Source organism: Gilliamella sp. B2828 (assembly GCF_026537125.1).
Classification (GTDB): domain Bacteria; phylum Pseudomonadota; class Gammaproteobacteria; order Enterobacterales; family Orbaceae; genus Gilliamella.
In genome coordinates this window covers 1-25,053 of record NZ_JAFNMU010000011.1, presented here as the reverse complement: position 1 = coordinate 25,053, position 25,053 = coordinate 1, and the positions used below count along the sequence as shown (strand labels likewise).

General features: G+C 33.4%; 18 protein-coding genes, 1 tRNA gene and 2 pseudogenes. 11 read left to right on the top strand and 10 right to left on the bottom strand.

All coding sequences use genetic code 11. The features are described 5' to 3' along the window. Position 1: 1 nt before the first annotated feature. On the top strand, positions 2-1,132 hold the full coding sequence (locus tag J3U19_RS09430) for an ABC transporter permease (RefSeq protein WP_267340884.1): 1,131 nt from the start codon (positions 2-4) through the stop codon (positions 1,130-1,132). 1,211 nt (positions 1,133-2,343) lie between these two features. Here J3U19_RS09430 and J3U19_RS09425 read toward each other — a convergent pair. From J3U19_RS09425 to J3U19_RS09415, 3 genes are all read right to left on the bottom strand, one after another. Next, entirely contained in the window at positions 2,344-3,165 is an 822-nt protein-coding gene (locus tag J3U19_RS09425; protein WP_267340883.1) for a helix-turn-helix transcriptional regulator, read from the bottom strand. Positions 3,166-3,282: 117 nt separating this feature from the next. Next, positions 3,283-4,548 carry a Y-family DNA polymerase gene (locus J3U19_RS09420; protein ID WP_267340882.1) on the bottom strand — a complete coding sequence of 422 codons (1,266 nt, stop codon included), beginning with the start codon at positions 4,546-4,548 and terminating at the stop codon, positions 3,283-3,285. Continuing rightward, positions 4,545-4,991, bottom strand: coding sequence for a LexA family protein (locus J3U19_RS09415; protein ID WP_267340881.1), 447 nt, complete (start codon positions 4,989-4,991; stop codon positions 4,545-4,547). Before J3U19_RS09415 ends, J3U19_RS09420 begins: the two co-directional genes overlap by 4 nt. A 932-nt stretch (positions 4,992-5,923) precedes the next feature. On the opposite strand from J3U19_RS09415, the gene J3U19_RS09410 reads away from it, so the two are divergent. The 3 genes from J3U19_RS09410 to yegQ all read left to right on the top strand — a co-directional run bounded on the left by J3U19_RS09410 (position 5,924) and on the right by yegQ (position 9,872). After that, positions 5,924-6,907: an AEC family transporter gene (locus tag J3U19_RS09410; protein WP_267340880.1), complete on the top strand. Its 984-nt coding sequence runs from the start codon at positions 5,924-5,926 to the stop codon at positions 6,905-6,907. A 1,064-nt stretch (positions 6,908-7,971) separates the two neighbouring features. After that, entirely contained in the window at positions 7,972-8,172 is a 201-nt protein-coding gene (locus J3U19_RS09405) for a hypothetical protein (protein ID WP_267340879.1), read from the top strand. Between the two features lie 356 nt (positions 8,173-8,528). Further along, the gene (gene yegQ, locus J3U19_RS09400) at positions 8,529-9,872 is read left to right on the top strand and encodes a tRNA 5-hydroxyuridine modification protein YegQ (protein WP_267340878.1); all 1,344 of its coding nucleotides are present in this window, start codon (positions 8,529-8,531) and stop codon (positions 9,870-9,872) included. A gap of 52 nt (positions 9,873-9,924) precedes the next feature. Here the strand turns inward: yegQ and proA are convergent, their stop codons facing one another. The 4 genes from proA to gpt form a co-directional block, all read right to left on the bottom strand. Next, positions 9,925-11,178 (bottom strand): glutamate-5-semialdehyde dehydrogenase, encoded by a 1,254-nt coding sequence (proA, locus tag J3U19_RS09395; RefSeq protein WP_267340877.1) that lies wholly within the window; start codon positions 11,176-11,178, stop codon positions 9,925-9,927. A 701-nt stretch (positions 11,179-11,879) separates the two neighbouring features. Then, complete coding sequence (gene proB, locus J3U19_RS09390; RefSeq protein ID WP_267340875.1) at positions 11,880-12,989, bottom strand: glutamate 5-kinase; 1,110 nt, start codon at positions 12,987-12,989, stop codon at positions 11,880-11,882. 26 nt (positions 12,990-13,015) lie between these two features. Then, positions 13,016-14,272: an esterase FrsA gene (gene frsA, locus J3U19_RS09385; RefSeq protein ID WP_267346138.1), complete on the bottom strand. Its 1,257-nt coding sequence runs from the start codon at positions 14,270-14,272 to the stop codon at positions 13,016-13,018. 17 nt (positions 14,273-14,289) lie between these two features. Beyond that, positions 14,290-14,823 (bottom strand): xanthine phosphoribosyltransferase, encoded by a 534-nt coding sequence (gene gpt / locus J3U19_RS09380; protein WP_025315517.1) that lies wholly within the window; start codon positions 14,821-14,823, stop codon positions 14,290-14,292. A gap of 150 nt (positions 14,824-14,973) precedes the next feature. Between gpt and J3U19_RS09375 the strand changes: the two genes are divergently transcribed. From J3U19_RS09375 to serC, 6 genes and pseudogenes are all read left to right on the top strand, one after another. Continuing rightward, positions 14,974-16,437: an aminoacyl-histidine dipeptidase gene (locus J3U19_RS09375; RefSeq protein WP_267340872.1), complete on the top strand. Its 1,464-nt coding sequence runs from the start codon at positions 14,974-14,976 to the stop codon at positions 16,435-16,437. Positions 16,438-16,651: 214 nt separating this feature from the next. Further along, entirely contained in the window at positions 16,652-17,662 is a 1,011-nt protein-coding gene (gene argC, locus J3U19_RS09370) for an N-acetyl-gamma-glutamyl-phosphate reductase (protein ID WP_267346137.1), read from the top strand. Positions 17,663-17,725: 63 nt separating this feature from the next. Next, positions 17,726-18,505, top strand: a complete 780-nt coding sequence (gene argB, locus J3U19_RS09365; protein ID WP_267340870.1) for an acetylglutamate kinase — start codon at positions 17,726-17,728, stop codon at positions 18,503-18,505. 107 nt (positions 18,506-18,612) lie between these two features. Next, positions 18,613-19,830: pseudogene (locus J3U19_RS09360) on the top strand (argininosuccinate synthase); the annotation flags it as partial. 270 nt (positions 19,831-20,100) lie between these two features. Next, a complete protein-coding gene (gene argH, locus J3U19_RS09355) occupies positions 20,101-21,474 on the top strand; it encodes an argininosuccinate lyase (protein ID WP_267340868.1) in 1,374 nt (457 codons plus the stop codon). Positions 21,475-21,640: 166 nt separating this feature from the next. Next, positions 21,641-22,726 carry a 3-phosphoserine/phosphohydroxythreonine transaminase gene (serC, locus tag J3U19_RS09350; protein ID WP_267346136.1) on the top strand — a complete coding sequence of 362 codons (1,086 nt, stop codon included), beginning with the start codon at positions 21,641-21,643 and terminating at the stop codon, positions 22,724-22,726. A 64-nt stretch (positions 22,727-22,790) separates the two neighbouring features. Here serC and J3U19_RS09345 read toward each other — a convergent pair whose 3' ends face one another. After that, positions 22,791-23,150, bottom strand: a complete 360-nt coding sequence (locus J3U19_RS09345; protein WP_267340866.1) for a DUF4156 domain-containing protein — start codon at positions 23,148-23,150, stop codon at positions 22,791-22,793. A 213-nt stretch (positions 23,151-23,363) separates the two neighbouring features. Between J3U19_RS09345 and J3U19_RS09340 the strand changes: the two genes are divergently transcribed. Then, a tRNA-Ile gene (locus J3U19_RS09340) sits at positions 23,364-23,440 on the top strand. Between the two features lie 26 nt (positions 23,441-23,466). Here the strand turns inward: J3U19_RS09340 and J3U19_RS09335 are convergent. Together J3U19_RS09335 and J3U19_RS09330 are read right to left on the bottom strand one after the other, a co-directional pair. Beyond that, a pseudogene (locus J3U19_RS09335) lies at positions 23,467-23,674 on the bottom strand (hypothetical protein); the annotation flags it as partial. A 1,107-nt stretch (positions 23,675-24,781) separates the two neighbouring features. Further along, positions 24,782-25,053, bottom strand: a 272-nt coding sequence (locus J3U19_RS09330) for a hypothetical protein (protein ID WP_267346134.1), incomplete at its 5' end; no start/stop codon positions are given.

Here is a 25,053-nt window from a genome sequence, read left to right as displayed (position 1 = left end):
TATGCAAAGTTTTATTAATATTTATCGCTTAGGCATTAAAGAGTTATGGGGATTGATTCGTGATCCAATTATGTTGCTGTTAATTGCCTACTGTTTTACGCTTGATATCTATACTGCAGCAACAGCAACTTCAGACTCGCTTCATCATGCGTCGATTGCGGTAGTTGATGAAGATGATTCGCCATTATCCAGACAAATTATTGCGGCGTTTTATCCACCCATGTTTAACCAACCGGTAAAACTAAACTCTATGGATGAAGTTGATCGAGGTATGGATACCGATAGTTATACTTTTGCATTGAATATTCCACCTAACTTTCAACGCGATGTGTTAAATAATCAAAGTCCAGAAATTCAACTTAATATTGATGCAACACGAATGGGGCAGGCTTTTGTTGGGAATGGTTATATTACCCAAATTGTGACCAACGAAATAACAAAATATTTCAATCAAATCGATAAACCCACCAGTTTGCCGGTGAATATTGAAGTTCATGCTGCATTTAATCCAAACTTGACCCGTTCTTGGTTTGGTTCCGTTATGGAAATCATCAATATTGTGACCACGTTGTCGATTATTTTAACTGGCGCAGCTTTAATGAAGGAACGTGAACATGGTACTATCGATCACTTGCTTTCAATGCCAGTTACACCACTTCAAATCATGATATCAAAAGTTTGGTCGATGGGACTTGTCGTGCTTGTTTCAACATGGGGGGCACTCTTAGTTGTTGTTCATGGTTGGCTAAATGTTCCAATTGAAGGCTCGATTACCTTGTTTTTAATTGGGGCAGCTCTACATTTATTCGTGACAACGTCACTTGGAATCTTTATGGCGACTGTTGCCAAATCAACAGCACAATTTGCCATGTTATTTATTTTGATTCTTCTACCTTTACAGATGCTTTCTGGTGGTAGTACACCACGTGAAAGTATGCCTGAAGTAGTCCAAAATATCATGTTGTTTGCACCAACAACGCATTTTGTTGAATTAGGGCAGGCAATTTTATATCGTGGAGCGGGTTTAAGTGTTGTTTGGACATCTTATGCTTGGTTATTAGCTATTGGTAGTGTGTTCTTTCTTATTGCGCTTAAGCGTTTTCGTAATTCAATTGTTAATATGGGATCATAAGATCCCATATCTGCTATAACATGGAGCATCATTTTGTCTATTTTTGACTGGTTATTATCTTCATTGATGCAATAGACACATCTTTTATACAAGCTAAAGGTCTTTATACTGAATAAAACTTTAGATACTCATAAAGTAGTACAATTGCTTTATAAGAAGAATTGAGTCAGCCATTAATGACAGTATAATTAAAATTCCACAATAAATTTAGTCTTTGCAACTTAGTTTTTACAATTAAGGTAACTTAAAAGTTTTGTGCCACAAAGCGGACACTATCTTGATTACACAAATGTAAATGTAATTTTGGGGATAAGTAATAATATCCAATATGAAGACCTTATTTGTATCTATTATGAAAAAAATAATGGATCATGGTTTGAATGGAAATGTTATTAATTTGTGCAAATTAGTAATAATAAAACCAATCCATTATGTCCTCTAACTACATAGATAAGTGAATGTTTTTAATCGTTATCAATAAGTAATGATGAAAAGCTATATCATAGCTTTTCATTATATCATGCCACTAATGCCGGCTTAGTAAACTTAATTCTTAATATTGTGTAAGTAATTTGAAATATTTTGTTAATAAAATGAATTTAATTGTCATTTTTTTTACATAATTACTTGTTATAATTTAGCCATATATTACAGATGAGGTTGAGTATTCAATTATATCATCATCGTAGTTTGGGATGGAGTGTTTACAATTATACTATCAATTTATGGATATTTTGATAGTGTAAAAATCAGTATTTATACTTTTAGTGCTAAAAAGAAATGGTCCTAAATAAAAATATCTGATTTAAGTGGTACCAAAAGTAAAGGTTATTTTTGACTTATTGCTCATGGAAGATTTGGCATCACTAAAAATTTTTGCAATTTTGCCAAGGAGGGCATTATTGCAAACTCCAATTTTGTTGTTTTAATGTCCATTAACGCTTTTACACAAATCCAAAACTCTCAGGTACTATTTCTATAAAGCATCGATATTAACTGTTTTTAAAATAAATCGTCTTAGTCCAACATAAAAATAAAGTAACTTATAGATAACTGAGTTCCAGTTATCAATTTGTACTTGATAATTCATCTTAAAAATACCGATATATTAAAGTGATAAAAATTGCTACTTGAAGTGGCTTCATACGAAAAATCGTATATTTTTCTAAAATAATTCCCAATTTAATGGGAATTTTTATATAAAAAAACGATTAATTTCGTTTGGTATTTTTTAATTCTTTTGGTGATAATCCAAAATAGGCTCTAAATCGTTGAGAAAATCGAGCTGTGGATGAATACCCAACCATTGTGGCAATATGTTCTGTTGAAAGGCTCGATGTTTGTAATAAGTGAAGCGCTCGTCCCATTAACACTTTTTCTTTTATTTTTTGGATATTTTCCCCTTCAAACTTTAATTTGCGATATAGTGTCGCTTTACTCATACAGATTTCTTTGCTCACGTCATCTATAGTTATTTTTTTATTGTCGTTTCTTTTAAATATTTCGATAACTTTTTGGGTTGTTTCTTTTTGACTGGGGAGGTAAGCTAAATTTTGATATCCTGAACTAATCAATAAGTTGATGATCTCTTTTCTTCGGTTTTCTAATATATCTTCTGTTGCCCAATCTAAACATTCAACCAGTTGAGATATGCATTTGTATAAAGCGCTATTAGCTTTACCAAATGTGTATATTTCAGATTTATTCGTGTTATTATTGATTAAGTTATTATCAAAATCAGAAAATTCAAATTCAACGAGTACCGCAAGATAATTGGTATTGGCAGGGATATTTCGCATACTCATTGTTTGTACATCGGTAAAAAAAACAAAATTACCTACATTGCACGCGATTTTAGTTTCATTACCAACGATTTTACAACCATTTAATACAACAACAAGCAGGGGTTTTAATATAGGTATATTAGAGAGATCCTGTTGTTTTATTGATTTATAAGTGGAAACACATTTTTTATGATTCAATGTAGTACTTAAAGTTTTGAGTCTTTCTATTTCTAATTCTGTATTTTTCATCCTAATCAATCCGTTCTTATGTTGTGGTCACTCATTAAGGATATACAATATCCATCGCTAGAATATATGTTACTCTTTTACTTATTATATATAATAACGGTTATTATTTTTAGTTATTTATTTCACCAATGGCAATTCATTCCAATGAGTAGTATAACGTTTGCTTAATAATTCACGTTTTATCTGCCAAGGAGCAGATTTTTGTATTCCTCCTAATTGGATCGTATTTTTCCCCATTTTTTGATTGATTATATCAATTGTCTTCATAAGTTTATCATTTTTATGCAGTGATGGATTTGTCAACGATGTAGTAAAAAAATCTGGTTGGAAATGCCCGTTTTTATTTTTCAGATCCAGCAACATTACCCCTGATTTCATAAATAAAAGATCTTGTTTATATATTGCCAGCAACCCTTTTTGTGCTGCGTGAATAATTAATCGTGAGTCATCCGTTGGAAAAGAAAGTGGTACAACAATTGATGGATGATATTGATTTGAATTGACACAAAAGCGATCAGTTTTTAAAAAGACAAGAATAGCACTAGCGACAGATTGTTGTTGTCTAAGTTTTTCAGTTGCACGGCTTGCATGCAGACGAATCGCTTCTTGTAAATCAAATAGTGCGCTTGTTAAACGACCAAAACTGCGTGATATCATGATGTTTTTCTTCGGAGCGGCTAGGTCATCTAACTCAATGCAGTTAATTCCTTGTAATTCTAATACTGTTCGTTCTAGCGTTACTGAAAAGTTATTTCTAATATATTTTATATTGGCCTGGCGCAGGTCCCATGCAGTATCAATATTGATTCTGTTTAATTTGTTTGCAATATGTCGACCAACACCCCAAATGTTATTAACGGGAAAGGTTTTTAATAAATTTTTTTGTAATTTTTCATCTGTAGGTAAACAATAAACATTTTGATAAATAGCGTGTTTTTTTGCTATATGATTAGCTAACTTTGCTAATGTTCGAGTGGGCGCAATACCAATACTAACAGGAATGCCTGTATCTCGTTTTACAATATTTTTTATGTTTAAACAATGTGCTGTCATATCCGCAAATCCATCTAATTGAATAAAGGCTTCATCAATAGAATAGAGCTCAATACTAGGAGTATGATTTTGTACAGTATCAAAGACTCGCTGACTCATATCACCATAGAGTTCATAGTTTGAACTGAGCAAAATTATTTGTTTACGAATTTTAGATGGGATCTGATAAGCCGGCATCCCCATAGGTACTAATGGTTTTAATTCATTTGAACGAGCAATGACACAGCCATCATTATTGGACAAAATCCCAATGGGTTTTCCTTCTAATTTAGGATTAAAAACGCGCTCACATGAGGCATAAAAGTTATTACAATCAATTAAACCTATCATACATGCGCTCTTTTTCGTAATGAGTGAATAGTATGTATAACAATGCCCCAAATATGCACATCTTTGCCTATTAAGGGAATGGGTGGATAAAGAGAATTACCTGATAATAAATGATGTTGATCGTCAAATATTCCGAGACATTTGCATGTTAATTCACCATCAACTGCAGCAATTACAATGTCACCCATCTTAGGCTCTAAGGAACGATCAACAACTAATAAATCACCACTAAAAATACCATAATCGATCATAGAATCGCCTACGGCTTTAATATAATATGTTGCGCTAGGATGCTTTACTAAATGTTCAGTCAAATCAAGTTTAGTTTCCAAATAATCATCAGCAGGGGAAGGAAATCCAGCTCTTACTGGTGTATCAATTAAAGTTAAGTAATTTTTATCGGCAGCATTAACCATGCCAAGTACAATACAATTATTACGCAAGTATGTTCTCCTTAAAATTATCCTATAAATCTATTTTGTGTGTTATAGAGATAGTAAAAAACGAATACATGTATAAATATACAGTATAAAGTGATTGATTCAAAAAATTTCGACTGTAAAAAAATTGAAATTGAACAAAAAAGCAATAATCGTTAAGTCTCAACAAAAATTATCGGTCTTTTCGATTTTTATAGGATTAAAAATAGCAGGGCAAATATAAATAGGGTTTAACTTAAAAATAGTCCAAATAATCGTATCGATTTTGTCAGGTTACATAAATTACTTACATTGAATTAATCATTCATTGATATTTTGAAAACATAATTCACTATCTATTATGTTAATTATTTATTTGAATAATATAAAGAGCAGCAGTCAAGTGACATTGTTATACCTTTATATATACGATTTAAATCATATTGTTAACTATAAAATTAGCAGTGTTTAGTTGTTTACAAATCGCATTAAAAAATATTAAAATAAAAGGTTTAATGGCTAAATTAACTTTTACCATAATTTAACACACGTTTTCTGAATGATCTTATTCATTGATTTTTATCAAATAAAACTTTGTTATTTAGGGGCATTCAATCAAAATTGAATGGTTTTTTGATCTTTTTAAGAGAGCTAGTGGATCTTGCTTCACACAAGTTAAAAAAGAATAAGTATAATACCGCGCAATTTACAGTATTTTCCATTTGAAATAACAAAGGTTGACATATTAACAATGTATTCAGTTAAGCTTACATCATGTAAAACAGCATTTAGCAATATAAAATTTCAAAAAACAAACATGCACTTTTACATGTAATAAATATATTCAGCTTTGTTATCCGCTTTAGCTCGGTCTAAAAAATAATATCTAATCAAAAGTTACCGAACAATTACCGATTTTGTATTTCAAGTAATATTATTTTAGGAGTTTTAAAAAAATGAATCTGATCTGGTCTGCAGTTGGGCAAGTAGTAAGTTCTTGTCTTCCGGTGTTTTTACTTATTTTTCTTGGTTGGTTGTGTGTACAGCAAGGAATATTTACAAAAGATTCTAAAAAGTTGTTATCAGGACTTGTATCTAACTTTGTATTCCCAGCATTACTATTTGTGCATACATCGCATGCTAAACCATCGCAAATATTCAATGGTATTTGGATGATTGCTTTTTTCTGCACAATGTCATTTTTATGGATTGTTTGTTTTTTAGTTAATAAATACATTTTACATAAAGATCTAAAATCAACTGCCATGAGTTCAATGTTATGCTGTTTCCCAAATATGGGGGGAATGGGTGTTCCATTCTTAACTTTAATGTTAGGTGCCTCATCCACAATTTCTGTTGCAGTTGCTAACTTTGTTGTGGCATTGTCATTAATTCCTATGACTATTTTTCTATTAGAATTATGTGACACCAAAATATCAGGTGGTAAAGTAACGGGTGGAATGGTTTTTAGTGCAGTAAAAAGTTCACTTATGAAACCAATGTTCTTAGGCGTTATCCTTGGTTTAATTGTGAGTGTAACAGATGGTACCACTTGGATGCCACACTTTATATTTAATACCTTTGATATCATGTCTAATGCTTGTAACTTTATCTCGTTAATTGCGGTGGGTGTAGGTATTTATGGTGTGAAATTAAAAATGACAAAACCACTTATGATCAATGTGGTTTTAAAAAGCTTCTTTACACCAATTGTTGCTTTAATTGCTGTACATTTATTTGGTATTACAGGAATGGAAGCAGAAGAGTTAGTCTTCTTACTTGCAATGCCAACGGCATCAACAGCGGTTATTTTGGCTTATAACTGGAATGTTGAACAAGAACATGCATCAAGCATTTTCTTTGCTTCAACAGTTTTATCAATCTTTATTTTACCTACTTTACTACTCATTATGGAATATACCATTCCAGGTGTGCAGTAAGTCTTTCAATGGATTCAAAAAGCCTCATTTAGCCTGTCTAAATGAGGCTTTTTATTGGTTTTATTATCACTCGAAAAACGTCATTTCTTAATTGTCTTTGCCTTTTTATTCGTTTTCTTAAATTTTTTATTGTAAATAAAATCATTTACAAGTCGTCAGAATTTTTTATCATGTGTGTAACTGAGTATTAAAAGAACAATACAAATAACAAAACATGAAAAATAATCATTTTAGTAATCAAAGTTGCAAAATAATTGCCTAACCATAAAAAGTCTGAACAACAGAGACCGGCATCTTATATTATTTTACCCCAAAAGTTATGACTGTTACCTTTACTCGTAATAATAACGTTCAACAACAAATGATTTAGATGCGTTAACTCTTTTGAAATGAGTAAAAAACGTCAGTTTTACTAAAACAAAGGTATTGCTATTGAAAACTTTTAAAGTCTAATATGCCAAACCTCTTTGGCAAGAGAACAAAATAATGGAAAATTGTATCAATACAATTCATTTAATTATCGGTTATTTTTATAAAACTGTTTTTTAGGTTGTCGAAATAACTAAGAACAAGCAAAAGCATCCATAAAACCCAAGACAATAAAAATGAATGGAAATGTATTTGCATGATGTAAAAGGAGATCTACTAACAGAATGCATTTAAACTCAGTAGCCGTTTATTAATATGATTTATAGTTATAAATTCAATGAAAGTGAAAAAAGAAAATGAAACGGTATAGACTCCTGAATATTTTTTACAAAGAATAGTTAAAATTGTAGTTTTATTCAATGACAAATGTGGTAAATATGGTCAAATTATCAGCAAATTCTTCAAACAAAAAAGCAATGATGGAAATTTCACGATGAGTGAATTCTGGCTAAAGATTGATCTGCATAATAAAATCATTTTTTTAAATGATTTACCTTCTTTATCCACAAATTTATTCAGTTTTTTTGGGGATAACAATTGCGTGATTTTTTACCAATGAAAGTGAAAAAGAATAACTATTAAGCAAATCATATGCAGATTTCATTTAATTCTTAGATTTTTTATTAGGGTCTATTATGAGTTATTTTAATTATCATGCGAAAGCAAAAAAGTTAATTAAGGATGGCCATTTAGTTGGGTATGAGTTTGTTGAAAATTGGAATGGCATAAAGCCAGCATTAGTACTCTATTTTGATGAGGCAAATCCAATGCCGATTCGAGAATATCGCTGGCAAGAATATTTACCATTACTCAATAGTGATGAAGAAAAGTGGTAAGTTTGAAATCATGCAATGTTAGTTAAAACTAATACAGCTAATAGCATTGCTTTTATCACTTATTTGATTATAACTAAATTCATTTCTATAAGATTTTTATTGAAGAATAAAATCAGAAGAATTTTTATATAAATAAAAAATTAAAAAATTTAATACGTATCTGTTACATTAAACTATTAACAATTTGATCATATTAAGCAACCTTAACATCCAATTGATGCAAATAAGCTTTGTGTGGCCTACATTGTTGATACAATAAATTTGCCAATCGCAAGGCTTAAGCGTAAAATGCCAACCTATTTTTGCTTAACCTATTACATACAGTAATACTGACTTGAAATCAGAGGCATTTTTGAATGACACTTTTATATGCAAAACCAGAGTTACTTTCTCCTGCTGGTTCCCTTAAAAATATGCGTTATGCGTTTGCTTATGGCGCAGATGCGGTTTATGCCGGACAACCTCGATATAGCTTACGTGTTCGAAATAACGAATTTAATCATGAAAATTTAGCCATAGGCATTAACGAAGCACATGCGCAAGGTAAAAAGTTTTATGTTGTTGTTAATATCGCCCCACATAATTCTAAATTAAAAACCTTTATTCGCGATTTAGAACCCATTGTCAACATGAAGCCAGACGCATTTATCATGTCCGATCCGGGTTTAATTATGTTGGTTCGTGAACATTTCCCTGAAATGGAAATTCATTTATCCGTACAATCGAATGCGGTAAACTGGGCTACTGTAAAATTTTGGCACAAAATTGGATTAACACGAGTGGTGTTATCACGTGAATTGTCACTGGATGAAATTGCTGAAATTCGCGAAAAAGTACCGGAAATGGAACTGGAAGTATTTATTCACGGTGCGCTTTGTATGGCATATTCTGGACGTTGTTTGCTTTCTGGTTATATCAATAAACGTGATTCAAACCAAGGTACTTGTACTAATGCTTGCCGCTGGGAATATAAAATTGCGGAAGGCAAAGAAGATGAAGTAGGGCAAATCGTGCATAAATGTGAACCGATCCCAGTTCAACAAAGAGAACCAACTTTAGGTATAGGTTCCACTACGAATAAAGTGTTTATGCTGGAAGAATCTGGACGTCCTGGCGAATATATGCAGGCTTATGAAGATGAGCATGGCACTTATATCATGAACTCCAAAGATTTAAGAGCAGTTGAATTAGTTGGTGATTTAACTAAAATTGGAGTACATTCATTAAAAATAGAAGGTCGTACTAAATCTTTTTATTACTGTGCTAGGACCGCTCAAGTGTATCGTCAAGCAATCGATGCAGCAAGTGAAGGAAAACCTTTTGATCCACGCCTATTAACCGAGCTTGAGTCTTTAGCTCACCGTGGTTATACGGAAGGATTTTTACGTCGTCACAAACATGAAGACATGCAAAATTATGTGCATAGCCATTCAGTATCAGACAGACAACAGTTTGTTGGTGAGTTTAGTGGAGAGCGTTTAAATGGTTTGGCTGAAATCATTGTTAAAAATAAATTTTCAGTGGGTGACAGTGTGGAAATGATGACACCGAAAGGTAATAAGACTTTTATTATTGAACGTATGGAAAATAAGAAAGGGCAACCTGTACCTGCTGGATTAGGGGATGGACATATTGTTTATATTCCTATTGCTGAAGATATTGATTTAAATTATGCATTATTGATGCGGAATTTTGATTAACCTAAACTAAGTAAAACTGTTCGGATATGCCGAACAGTTACCTTGATTGTCGTTATTGACGAATCAAATCATCACCATAACCAATCCATTTATACGTGGTTAATGCTTCAAGCCCCATAGGTCCACGAGCATGTAATTTTTGTGTACTAACCGCAACTTCAGCACCTAAACCAAATTGTCCACCATCGGTAAAACGAGTAGATGCATTGACATAAACAGCCGCAGCATCGACTAAATGGACAAACTTTTCAGCGTTCGCTAAATCACGTGTTAAGATGGCTTCTGAATGACCACTGCCATATTCACGAATGTGCCCAACCGCAAATTCAAGTGAATCGACAATGACTATATTCAAATCTTTTGATAGCCATTCTTGACGTAATTCTTCCTCTTCAACAGGGAACACATTTGCGACGCCCGTTTCTAAAATTTTGAATGCATCAGTATCGGCATGTAATATAACATGGTTGTCAGCCATAATTTGACTAAGTTTTGGTAAAAATGTATTGGCAATTTTGGTATGTACTAACAATGTTTCCAAGGTATTACAAGTACTAGGGCGTTGAGTTTTAGCATTTAAAATGATTGGATATACTTTATCAAAATCAGCACTTTCATCGACAAAAATATGACAAACGCCAATTCCGCCGGTGATAACAGGTATGGTTGAATGTTCACGACACAGTTTGTGTAAAGCTGCGCCTCCACGAGGAATAATCATATCAACATATTTATCAAGTTTAAGAAGTTCATTGATGTATTTGCGATCGGGATTATCAATGAATTGTATTGCTGTTTTAGGCAAACCTACATGCTCTAATGCTTGTTGGATAATTGCTACGGTTGCACGATTGGTATGAATGGTTTCCTTACCCCCTCTTAAAATAGCTGCATTACCCGTTTTAAGACAGAGTGTGGCAATATCAATAGTCACATTAGGACGAGCTTCATATATTACCCCTATAACACCTAATGGGACTCTATAACGTTGTAACTTTAAATCATTTTCTAAAGTGGCTCCATCAATAATTTGACCAACAGGATCGGTTAATGAAATGACTTTTCGCACATCATTGGCAATTGAGGATAATCGTTGTGATGTTAACAATAATCGATCTAAGATCGCTTCATTTAATCCTTGTTCTTTGGCTATTAGGATATCTTTTTCATTAGCGGCAAGAATTGTTGTACTGTGTTTTTCTAATAAATCGGCGATAACAGCTAACACTTTATTTTTAATCGTAGTAGAGCATTGTGCTAATTGATAAGAAGCAAGTTTCGCCTCTTTTCCTATTTGAACTATCATTTTTAACCTTTATTAATTTGATTCACAAATTTCTTTAAATAAATTGAAGTTACCTAAAAAATTCCTTCATTGAATACGGTATTATGTATAATAGAAAAAACCGGTTACTCAAATACAACGGATAATTGTTTTTTTTAGTTAAAGAGATTAACTTTACATAAAAAATAAATGATATAAACCCAAATACCTATTCATTATCAGGTGAAAAAATACAAGATATGTATTTGAATTTGTATTTTTTCTTTCAGCCACTCATTGGTCAATGTTTCATTCTCTTTCAGAGAAGCATGTAAAGTATCTAACAGTTTAAATTTAATAATATTATTGAAACAAAATCTGTAGATTTTCAATCTGTTTTCTGTCTTATTTATTGCAATGTAATAAATTTATATACACATATTTGTTATTTCGATTGGATTTTATATCTTCAAAAATCATGTTTTATCATCTTTTAGAAGAGCTGATGATGGAGAATATAAAATCTTAACCAATGACCATATAAACCATCCTATACTAAAAATAAGATCTAATAAAGGGGTTGTAATCATTGTGATTCATGACTATTTTATTTCTGGTCATGTTAATATGATAATGATTTAAATGACTCTATCACTGTTGATGGTTATCAAAAACTCAGCGCATAATGTTTTTTTATTATTTGCTGTTGTGATTCCATTCTTTATTTTTATATTAATAATTTATTATTTTATAATCATATCATTACGATGTACGGCGACAGAACCATATTCATAACCGATAATTTGGCTGATTTCTTGTGAATGATGTCCGGCAATCTGTTTTAATGCATCGCTATTATAACGACTTACTCCACGAGCTATGCTTTTGCCTGATTTATCACAAATATCAATAACCTCACCACGAGAAAAATTTTGTTCAACTTGTAAAATTCCTTTGGGCAAAAGTGAACTGCCATTATTTAAAATAGCATTTACTGCACCATCATCTAACAAAACTTTACCAGCTTTTGGTGCACCAAATAACCAATGTTTACGATGCTCTAAAGGGGTTTTTGGCGGGATAAAACGTGTACCAACCGATTGGTTGTTTACCGTATCAATAATGACATTAGGTTTATTACCTGCTGCAATAATAACCTCAATCCCAGCACTTCCTGCTACTTCGGCAGCTTGTACTTTGGTGCCCATTCCACCAGTACCAAGCCCAGAAACACTATCTCCAGCTATACTACGTAACTTATCATCAATATGATTGATTTCATGAATTAATTTAGCATTTTTATCTGATCTTGGATCTGCGGTAAATAAACCTGCAATATCCGTTAATAAGATCAATTTGTCGGCTTCCGCTAAAATAGCTGCTAAAGCAGATAAATTATCATTATCACCCACTTTAATTTCAGCCGTTGCCACTGCATCATTTTCGTTGATAATGGGTATAATGTGATTGTCCAACATGGCTTTTAAAACATCTTGTGCATTTAAAAATCTTTCACGATCCTCAAGATCGGCACGTGTTAATAACATTTGACCAATATAAATTTTATAGATGGAAAAGAGTTGTTCCCAAAGTTGTATTAATTTACTTTGACCAACTGATGCAAGTAGCTGTTTTGAGGCAACGGTATTAGGAAGAGTAGGATAATTAAGATATTCACGACCTGCGGCAATAGCCCCTGATGTAACAATAATAATTTTATGTCCATCTTGATGTAAAATAGCACATTGCCTGATGAGTTCAACAATTTGTGCACGATCCAACTGTTTGGTACCACCCGTCAAAACACTGGTACCTAATTTAACAACGACAGTTTGTTGTTTTTTAATGGTCATAATATACTCTTATTTTAAATCAGGTCTTACACAATTGACTCCATCCATTTTACAGACTGAGTCAACCCATCATGCAAGCTCTTTTGTAATGGTGTTTTATGTATGGTTACTAATTTATTTTGTTTAACTGAACGAATCAATTTTGCTTCATTCACATTACTTAAAAAATCATCTTCAACAATAATATTCATGACAGGAACAGGACAAGCATGAGTTAATAATCCTTGATTTTTGAGTGAAAAGTAATTTAATTCGGCCGCTAATTGTGCATTAGATATGGAAGGTAAACCAAGGCGACTGGCCAACATATCTTTGTAAATAACTGGTAGATTCTTTTGCAAATCTTTATCTACAAAAATTTGATGAACAAAAGGTGTAAAGTTAAATAACCCTTTAATCTTATTTGGCATCACATAAGCTAACCGTGTTGCAAGATGGGATCCAAATCGAAATCCGGCTAAAATAACGCGACTATTGTCAACCCATGGAACCGATGAAAGTTGTTCTAATATTGCTTGATGAATTTTACTGCTATTTTGATTTAAAGCAAAATGACGACTATGTCCGACAGACGGTAGATCAACCGTTAACATAGCAAATCCACGAGGAGCTAAATATTCTCTAAAATAACGATAATAATCAATTTGTAAACTGCCCAAAGCATTACATATGAATACAACAGGGCAAGTGCTGTCTGTTTTTGGTAAGTGCAACAATGTTTTAACACGACGATTCTCAATTTTAAATTCCAGCTCTTTGACTGTAAAAGGAGAATAGTTAAGCGCTTTTAAATAAGCTTGATAAGCACAAGTTTGTGCATACATAGCTAGTTCATCATTTTTAAAATGTGGGTAACTGGCAATGCTGGAATATTCACTAGCGATAAGAAAATAATTATGTAAATTAACTCTATCTTCGTCCCTAAAGTTTTCTTTATCTATTAAATCAGCTTTAGACTGCCACAATGCAGCTTGATTTAAAAATTCATAAACCCAATTTCCCGATTGATAACCGATAACTGTATCTAACCACTTTTCATTGGTGTGACGTTTTGTTGAAGCGGCAATTTTGGACAAAAGCGCTTCAACTTCTAATTTGGGTAATCCTCGCCAAAACCATAAAAAAGGATTAATGATCCGATACCATCTTGAATCAATTTCACCATCTAAAGGACTAATACTACTACCGTCACTACTATCTATACGTTTAATCAGCGTTGATGTCTCAGGATAATCAAACTGTGGTTTAAATATCTGAGCAGATAAATTTTCGGTAGTAGTCATGATCGTTTTAAATATCCTTATTGATGATCGCTAATCGGTTTAACAAACATTACACCTGTATCCCAAGGTTGCTCAATCCAAGTATCTTGCTCAATGTCAACAATATAATCATCAACAAGCGGTTTACCAGCGGGTTTAGCAAAAATGGTAACAAAACGAGCTTTGGGATACATTTCACGGATAGTATGTGCGGTGTTGCCAGTGTCGACTAAATCATCAACAACAATGAAGCCTTCACCATCGCCATTTGCTTGTTTTAAAATTAGTTTTTCACGTTGATGATCATGATCATAACTTGAAATGCACACCGTATCAACGTAACGAATACTCAATTCACGAGCCAAGATAGCAGCAGGTACTAATCCTCCGCGGCTGACAGCAATGATACCTTTCCATTGGTTTGCAGGTAACAATCGTTTGGATAGTTGGCGCCCGTAAGATTGTAACATTTCCCAAGTGACATTAAATTTTTCTTTTTCAGCGATAAGTTCGGCTTTATGCTGTTTTTGAGCTTTGATTTCTTCTTCTGTTAAAGTTTGTTCTATTGACATGAGTAACCTGCAATTTTAATCGAATATACGAATTTAATAAATTAATATTAATGGACTAAAAATAGATGTAAAATTGCACCTTATTATAATGTGATTACACAAAAAAAACTACTTATTAATTTATTACTGAGACAATATTGAGGTTAAATTATGCTTTCTACTTTAAAGCCAAATTCTATTTGGCAGATTTTTAATGATATTTGTAAAATTCCACATCCATCTCATCATGAACAAATGATCACTAAATATATTGTCGATTTTGCAAATACTCATCACATTCACTGTGAACTTGATAAAGTTGGTAATATTTTATTAACTAAACCGGCAACTAAAGGCATGGAAAACTGTCCATCTATTGCACTACAAGCTCATATGGATATGGTACCGCAAAAAAATGAAGGAACCGTTCATGATTTTACTACTGATCCAATTCAACCTTATGTTGATGGTGAATGGGTGAAAGCGAAAGGTACAACTTTAGGTGCAGACAATGGTGTAGGATTAGCTTCTGCTTTAGCTGTGTTAATCGATCCCACTATTGAACATGGTCCTATTGAAGTTTTAGTCACAACGTCGGAAGAGACGGGTATGCATGGAGCATTTGGTCTGCAATCTAATTGGTTAAAAAGTCATTATCTAATTAATACCGATTCAGAAGATGAAGGAGAGATATTTACAGGATGTGCAGGTGGTGTTGACTTTACTTCAACTTTTGCCGTTGCTTACGCAGTTATTCCAGAAAAACATGATTGTTATGTAAATATCTCGCTTAAAGGTTTAAAAGGTGGGCATTCCGGTTGCGATATTCATTTAGGGCGTGGTAATGCAATTAAATTAATGGCTCGTTTTTTAGCTGAATATGCGCAAGATATTTCATTTAGATTAGCGGATATAAAGGGCGGTTCGTTGCGTAATGCCATCCCTAGAGAAGCTTTTGCTCAAATCACTTTGAGTAAACAAGATTTACCTCAACTTGAATCTATTGTAAAACAATATCAAACAACCTTAAATAATGAATTAGGGCACGTAGAACCTTCGATACAGATAAATTTTTCAGAAGTAACTTCCGATGAAGTTAAACGTGTTTTAACCCTAGAACATCAAAATAAAATTATTCATTTTTTGCATACTGCACCTAATGGGGTGGTACGTATGAGCGATCAGTTACATGGTATTGTCGAAACTTCACTGAACTTAGGTATTGTCAATATTGTTGAAAACCAATTCAATACGCATTATTTAATTCGTTCACAAATTGATAGCGCAAAAGATGCAGTAGTCTCAACGTTAATATCGCTCAGTCAATTAACCAATGCCAATTATGAAATCAGTGGAGGATATTCGGGTTGGGAGCCGAACTTGAATTCGAGTCTTTTACAATTGGCTAAAGATAAATATTACGAGATATTCTCACAAAAAGCGAAAATTATGGTGATACATGCTGGACTAGAATGTGGATTATTTAAACAAACTTATCCAAATATGGATATGATATCAATCGGTCCAACAATTGTTTCACCCCATTCTCCAGATGAAAAAGTAAATATCCAGAGTGTTATTCGATATTGGGAACTGCTTATAGCGATATTAAAATCAGCAAATCAATTGAAGTAACCTATTCATTTTTATGCCTGCTGATGGTTAATGGTAGGCATAGCTAACTTGTTTTTTTGTCTAATTTTTTTACTATTCATTTTCCTTAATATCAATAGCGTCAGTTGAAAATAAATTCATAAAAAGTGAATAAAAATTCATTTTTTGCTTGTGCAGATTTGATAAATAACCTACTATATATAACATTGTTGCATTGAAATAAATTAGGATAGACATGTTGAAGTCAATTATTGTTGGAGCGAGTGGTTATGCAGGTGCAAAATTAGCTTATTATTTAAATAAGCATCCACATATTGAGTTAATCGCATTAACAGTATCGCAAAACAGTCAAGACGGCGGTAAACTTATTTCTGATAATGAGTTATATCCACAATTAAAGGGGATAATAGACCTACCGCTTATAGCCACATCTGATTATTCGAGCTATATCAATGATGTTGATATCGTCTTTTTAGCAACAGAACATTCTGTTAGTCATACCATTGCTCCTTATTTTTTAGAACAGGGTTGTACTGTTTTTGATTTATCTGGTGCTTATCGCGTTAATTCTCCTAAGTTTTATACTGATTATTACGGTTTCACTCATCAACATCAGAAATGGCTAAATAATGCTGTTTATGGTTTGGCTGAATGGAATCATGAAAAGATAAAACGCGCACAATTAATAGCTGTACCTGGTTGTTACCCTACCGCCGCACAATTACCGCTTAAACCTCTTATTGAAGAAAATTTATTAGATAATACTCAATGGCCAGTAATTAATGCGGTTAGTGGCGTGAGTGGTGCTGGTCGAAAATCGACAAATAATAACAGTTTTTGTGAGGTAAGCCTACATGCTTATGGACTGTTTACTCATCGCCATCAACCCGAAATTGCCACCCATTTAGGTCAACAGGTTATTTTTATACCTCATTTAGGTTGTTTCAAACAAGGCATTCATGCCACTATTACATGTCGAGTTAATGAGGGTGTTACCTCGCAAGATATCCTTAATGCATTAAATAAATACTATAAAGATAAACCATTAGTTAGAGTTTATGAAAAAGATTGGCCTGCTTTGAAAGCAGTGATCGACCTACCTTATTGTGATATTGGTTTTGCTCTAAACGATCGTCATTTGATTCTAATTTCGGTTGAAGATAATTTATTAAAAGGTGCTGCAGCTCAAGCTGTTCAATGTATGAATATTCGTTTTGATTATGAGCAAACCACATCGTTATTTTGATGTTTAGGTAAGCAAATCAAATTTTGGATAAACATCCAAAATTAAAACTAATAGGAAATAGAAATGAAACCATTAATTATAAAACTTGGCGGTGTAATACTTGATAACAAAGATGCTTTAAATAATTTATTCGTTATTATTTCTAACTATAAAAAAAATTATCGTCGATCATTAATCATTGTTCATGGTGGGGGTAGCGTTGTTGATTCATTAATGGACCGCTTATCCATGCCAGTTGTTCGCCGTAATGGTTTACGTGTTACACCTGCTGACCAAATTGATGTAATTGTTGGTAGTCTTGCTGGTAGTGCAAATACCCGATTATTATCAGAAGCAAAAAAGCAACAGATAGCAGTTGTTGGACTGTGCTTAGCTGATGGTAACAGTGTTGAAGTTAAACAAATCTCTGAAGACTTAGGTTACGTAGGTGAAGCTAGAGCCGGTGATCCGACTTTGATCAATTTATTAGTAAATGCAGGCTACTTACCTATTATTAGCTCAATTGGCATTACTGAAAATGGACAAATGATGAATGTCAATGCTGATCATGCTGCGGTAGCTTTAGCCAAAACTTTGAATGCGGATTTAATTTTGCTTTCTGATGTGGTTGGTGTTTTTGATGAAAACAAACAGCTGATTGAATCTTTAACCCAATCGCAAGCCGATCAACTCATTGCAAACGGCGTAATTACAGATGGTATGATTGTTAAAGTCAATTCAGCTTTTGAGGCGGCAAAAGCATTAGGGCGACCAATTGATATTGCAAGTTGGATGCAATCCGATAAATTAATTGAATTATTTAATGGAAATTCAGGTATAACTGGCACAAGAATTATTGCTTAAATAAAATACAAAAAGCATATTAGACTGGTTAATAATTTTTAACATATTGAAAGTATATAAACTTTAGCTCATTTAATTATTGTTAGTTATTATAAAAAGGGTATAGCATGAAAAAGAGTAAAACAAACAAAGTGGTATTGGCTTATTCAGGTGGTTTGGATACATCAGCGATTATTCCTTGGTTAAAAGAGAACTATGGGGGATGTGAAGTTTATGCGTTTGTGGCTAATGTTGGTCAAGATCCAAAAGAATTAAAAGATGTTGAAAAAAAGGCTAAGGCATCAGGAGCGATAGCTTGTAAAGTTGTCGATTTACGAGAAGAATTTGTCAAAAATTATGTTTATCCGGTATTAAAAACGGGTGCCTTATATGAAGGTACTTATTATCTAGGTACCTCAATGGCTCGACCAATTATTGCTAAAGCTCAAGTTGAATATGCTTTAGAAGTTGGTGCAGATACACTTTGTCATGGAGCAACGGGTAAGGGTAATGACCAAGTTCGTTTTGAAACAACTTATACAGCTCTTGCACCACAACTTAAAGTAATTGCCCCGTGGCGTGAATGGGATTTACGTTCGCGTGAAGCTTTAATTGATTATTTAAAAGTTCGTAAAATTCCAACCACAGCAACAGTTGAAAAAATTTACAGTCGTGATGAAAATGCATGGCATATCTCTACAGAAGGCGGTGTTCTTGAAAGCACTTGGAATCAATCTAATGCGGATTGCTGGGCTTGGACTGTATCACCAGAAGATGCACCAAACAAACCAGAATTGGTTACTATCGGTATTGAAAAAGGTGAAGTCGTTTCAGTAAATGGAAAACAATTATCTCCATATAACTGCGTAGCAACATTAAATAAAATTGGTGCCAAACATGGTGTCGGCCGTGTCGATATCATTGAAAATCGTTTGGTTGGCATTAAGTCTCGAGGTTGTTATGAAACTCCAGGTGGAACCATCATGATGACCGCTTTACGAGGTTTAGAGCAATTAATTTTAGATCGTGATAGCTTCAAATGGCGTGAACAATTGGGCTTAGAAATGGCATATGTTGTTTATGATGGTCGTTGGTTTGCTCCTTATCGTCGTTCAATCCAAGCTGCTGCTGATGTTTTAGCCGAAGATATGACTGGTGAAGTTGTGGTTAAACTTTATAAAGGTAATGCAACTGCTGTACAAAAGAAATCACCTAATAGCTTGTACAGTGAAGAATTTGCTACATTTGGTGAAGATGAAGTTTACGATCATAGCCATGCAGGTGGATTTATTCGTTTATTCTCATTATCATCACGCATTCGTGCTATAAATAGAGAAAAACAAAAACAGCCTAGTAAAAAGAGCAAAAAAACTGCAACTAAAATCGATAATAAAGGAAAAAACGACAACTAAAGTCAAAAAAATCTAAAGCGAAAGAGAAAAAGTAATTTCTGAATCGTCGTTAAAATGAATAAAGTAACGAATATATACAGGCAATGTCCTGTATATATTGCTTTTATGCTTGATTAAATTTAGATTTATTATAAAAATATAACGCATTCACAACGATAATTAAAAATCGTAATACAAATAATCAAAGAGAGTATTGAGGTAAATATGGCATTATGGGGTGGGCGTTTTAGCCAAGCAGCAGATCAGCGATTTAAGCAATTTAATGATTCATTGCGCTTTGACTATCGTCTTGCAGAGCAAGATATCATTGGATCAATTGCTTGGTCAAAAGCATTGGTTACCGTTAATGTCTTGTCTTATGATGAACAAAAAAAACTTGAAAAAGCGTTAAATGAATTACTTAACTCAGTCCAACAAAATCCGCAGCAGATTTTACATAGTGATGCGGAAGATATTCACAGTTGGGTAGAACAAAACTTAATAGAAAAAATTGGTGATTTGGGTAAAAAGTTACATACCGGTCGAAGCCGAAATGATCAATCCACCACCGATCTTAAGTTATGGTGCAAGGCTGAAATATCGCAATTAATTAATACGATTAATCATCTACGTCAGGCACTGGTTACAACAGCAGAACAATATCAAGATGCCGTTATGCCTGGTTACACTCATTTACAACGCGCCCAACCGATTACTTTTGCACATTGGTGCTTAGCTTATTTTGAAATGTTGACACGAGATATAAGTCGATTACAAGATACGTTAAAACGGTTGGATGTCAGCCCTTTAGGATCTGGGGCATTAGCCGGTACGGCATATCCAATGGATCGCGAAGAGCTAGCACATTGGCTTGGTTTTGCTCGTGCAACCAATAATAGTTTAGATTCGGTATCTGATCGTGATCATATACTAGAATTACTTAACAATGCTTCAATTGGTATGGTGCATTTATCACGTTTTGCTGAAGACCTTATTATTTTCAATAGTGGTGAAGCAAATTTTGTTGAATTATCCGATCGGGTAACTTCTGGATCTTCACTTATGCCACAAAAGAAAAATCCTGACGCATTAGAACTTATTCGCGGTAAAGTAGGGCGAGTGGTTGGAGCATTGACTGGCGCTATGATGACGTTTAAAGGTCTGCCTTTGGCTTACAATAAAGATCTCCAAGAAGATAAAGAACATTTATTTGATGCTCTCGATACATGGCAAGAATGTTTAGATATGTCAGCTTTAGTATTAGAAGACATTAAACTTAATTATGAAAATTGCCAAGAAGCAGCAAAACAAGGTTATTCAAATGCAACTGAACTTGCTGATTATTTAGTCGCTAAAGGTATACCTTTCCGTGAAGCTCACCACATTGTTGGTGAAGTTGTTGTTGCAGCTATCGCAAAACAAAAAGCCTTGGAAGAACTTTCATTAGAAGAATTAAAATTATTTAGCCCAGTTATAGATAAAGATGTTTATGAAGCACTATCGTTAGAATCTTGTCTGGCAAAACGCTCAGCTAAAGGCGGTGTATCACCAAAACAAATTCAAACTGCTATCGAAAATGCTAAAGAGCAGTTATCCTGATACCTAAATTAATTTTCCTAATTATCTGATACTTTGCCGACAACCAGTCGGCATTTTTATACAAATCTGACTATTAAACAAATAGTTTTACAAATAATCTGATTGTATATATTTTAAGAGAATGTAAAAATAGGATTCCTTTTTAAATGGATTGAAGTGAATTGTAATGAGTAAAAGTTATAACTTTAGTGCTGGTCCAGCCAAATTACCGGCTGATGTATTAAAACAAGTACAAAATGAACTATTAAATTGGCATAATACCGATGCTTCTGTGATGGAATTAAGCCATAGAGGCAAAGATTTTGATGCGTGTGCTATTGAAGCGACTGAAGATCTGCGTGAAATATTAAATGTACCCCAAAATTACAAAATTTTGTTTTGCCAAGGAGGTGCTCGAGCACAATTTGCGGCAGTACCATTAAATATTTTAGGTGATAAAACCATCGCTGATTATATAAATAGCGGATATTGGAGCCAATGTGCCGCCAAAGAAGCCAGTAAGTATTGTCGAATAAAAGAACAAAATGTGGTTGTAAAAGAACAAGGTATAACCTCTGTTAAACCTATGTCTGAATGGAAGTTAAGCGATGATTCTGCTTATGTACACTACTGTCCAAATGAAACTATCGATGGTATTGAAATTTTTGAAGAGCCAAATTTTAGCAAAAAAACAGTTGTGGCTGACTTTTCATCTTGCATATTATCGCAACCAATTGATGTCAGTAAATATGGCATTATTTACGCGGGTGCGCAAAAAAATATTGGACCATCAGGTATTACAATTGTTATTGTTCGTGAGGATCTTATTGGTTATGCGCAAAAAATCTTACCATCGGTGTTAGACTACAAAATTTTGCAAGATCATGATTCGATGTTTAATACACCTCCAACGTTTGCTTGGTATATGTCAGGATTAGTCTTTAAATGGATTAAAAATCTTGGTGGATTGAACGCAATGCAAAAGCTCAATCAAGCTAAAGCGCAATTGCTTTATCAATTTATCGATCAATCTGATTTTTATCGTAATACAATTGCACCAGCTAATCGATCAATAATGAATGTCACCTTCTTATCACCAAATGAAGAACTCGATAAAAAATTTGTAAGCGAAGCAACACAGGTGAACATTATTGGCATTAAAGGACACCGAATTGCTGGTGGGATGCGAGCATCGATCTATAATGCAATGGATATTGAGGGTGTGAATTACTTAATTGATTTTATGAAGCAATTTGAAAAACAACATGGCTAAGTAAAGTTTGAATTTGATCAAAAAAAGGGAGAATAAGATCTCCCTTTTTTTATTAAACTGACTCTTATTTGCAGCTATAAACATCACCGACCATGACAGCATCCATTGGCGCAATATCAGAAATATATTGTTGTGAGGCATCTTGCGCATTATAAATTATATTACCGCCCATTGCCGCTGCATTATTTCTGAGTTCAGATGCGGCATCACGAATAAGCTCACTGTGGGTTTTTAAACCAGAAAAGAAAGTACTACGATGCCCCTCTGCTTTACCTAAAAATTGACAGTTTGCAGAAGGTTTAGTATCAATAAACTGAACTTGACTACCTCCAGCCGTAGGTTGATAGTTAGAACCACTACAAGCATTTAAAAAAAATGCTGTTGAAATGGTTGTACTAATAAGTAATAATTTTTTTAATGACATAATATTCCCTCAACCAATAAAGCAACAAAAATAGACCCAACTATTGTAGCAGGATAATTAAACAAAAAATATCAGATCTTACAACTGAACAAAATTCAATAAAATAAAGTTTAATAAATAAGCGAATCAACCTATTTTATTAATTTAACTATAGCAAATTTCATTTAACTCTATTATAATCGCAACCCTACTAAGTCAGTAGCACATCTAAATGGCCCCTTAGCTCAGTTGGTCAGAGCAGTCGACTCATAATCGATTGGTCACTGGTTCAAGTCCAGTAGGGGCCACCATTAAACACCTTGATTTATATAAGCATTTAACTGCTACTTACATTTATTTCATTGTTGCTGATTGGGCTTTGTGCCGTAAATGTGACATTATTTGCAAATTCGAGCATATGATCGGCATTAAAATGAGCGTACTTGTTGATCATCTCTAAGGTCTCCCATCCACCAGAATTTTTGAGTGTATAAAGTGGTGTGCCAACTTGCCCAAGTATGACGCAAGTCATGGAAATGAAAATGATCAATTCCAGATGGCTCATATGCTTGTTTAAAGTCTCTCCGATCACTATCGTAAACACGTCTATCAGTTGAGTGAGTAAAGTTGAGTGAGTAAAAACGTATTCACAATTGTTTCTAAATCTTAGTTTTCTCATTAATTTGATGGTATCATTAATTCAGTAATAATACTCTGACTTTTATTAAGTTATTGTCTGCTATTTTATTTATTGGTAGGTTTTTTAGTGATTAATTGTTGAGGGTAGGGAAGTGATTTTTTACTGCGGCTTATATCGATTGATTCAACTATTGCCATGGCGGATTGACATAAATTAAATTATATTTTTATGTGCAATAGCCCCAATATCTTAGCTCGTCCGTAACCTGATAGGACAAACTAACCTTTATTTAATGAGATTTCAGTATGTTTGGGTTCCTATTGTGAGCCAGATTAATATTAATAGAAACGCATATATTCCAACAAAACTATAATTTTTTACTCGCTTCTTGTTTGCACTCATTAATCAGTGAAGAAGAAGAGGTGACAATGTTATTCTAAACGTTGCTTTTTAGTCATTAGCAATAAGGGAAGATATAAACAGAGCTAAGGCTTAACAATAAATCTTTGAGAAGTGTTAGTTAATGTCCATTAACGTCATCATGCTCCTTTTTAGCTTAAACTCTTTTTGTTAGCCATCAAATTTGCTAGATCCTGAATATGCACAATTCTGGGTGCTTTTATCCTGAATCCAACCGAAAGGATGGTATTGCTAGTTCTAAGCAATTTGTAATCCGTATTCATTAAATGCATTTTTTTAAAATTATAAGATCAAAGTCGTTACATCGAGAATAAAACGGAATCTTATCATTATTTTTACATTAATTTGTTTTATCAATCAGTTAGTTGAGGACTTTTTCCAAATTTGATTACAATAATTCAGCAATATGCGTTTATTCTTCTCAGAAGATTGTCTCCTCTACCAATCCAATGTTGATTGACTAGTTGTCTGTTTTGATAAAACTAAGTGGGACCTTTATTTAAATCGCCAATACAACCGGGTATTTGTGGGCGGTATTTTGATGCCATGTTAACTCCTTATTCCTTATTATATAGCGTTATATCCAAGCTTATTATGACGCTTCAACATTATACTTTTGTTTAATGTTTGTCAGCTCCTCATGCGTGGTGGCATTAAATGCTTCGACCATCCAGTCGGGCCAACCTTGACCTTTTATAATCTCTTTTTTAAATTGGGTTTCTTGTTCCCATTTGTATTTGCCATCGTTCAAGCTGATTAAATCGTTCGCACACATAAAGTTATTAACCCAACCCCAGACCTGATAACTACCAATGCCATTGCGTAGCGGATCTAACATAATATGGTCGATGGTTTTATTGGTAT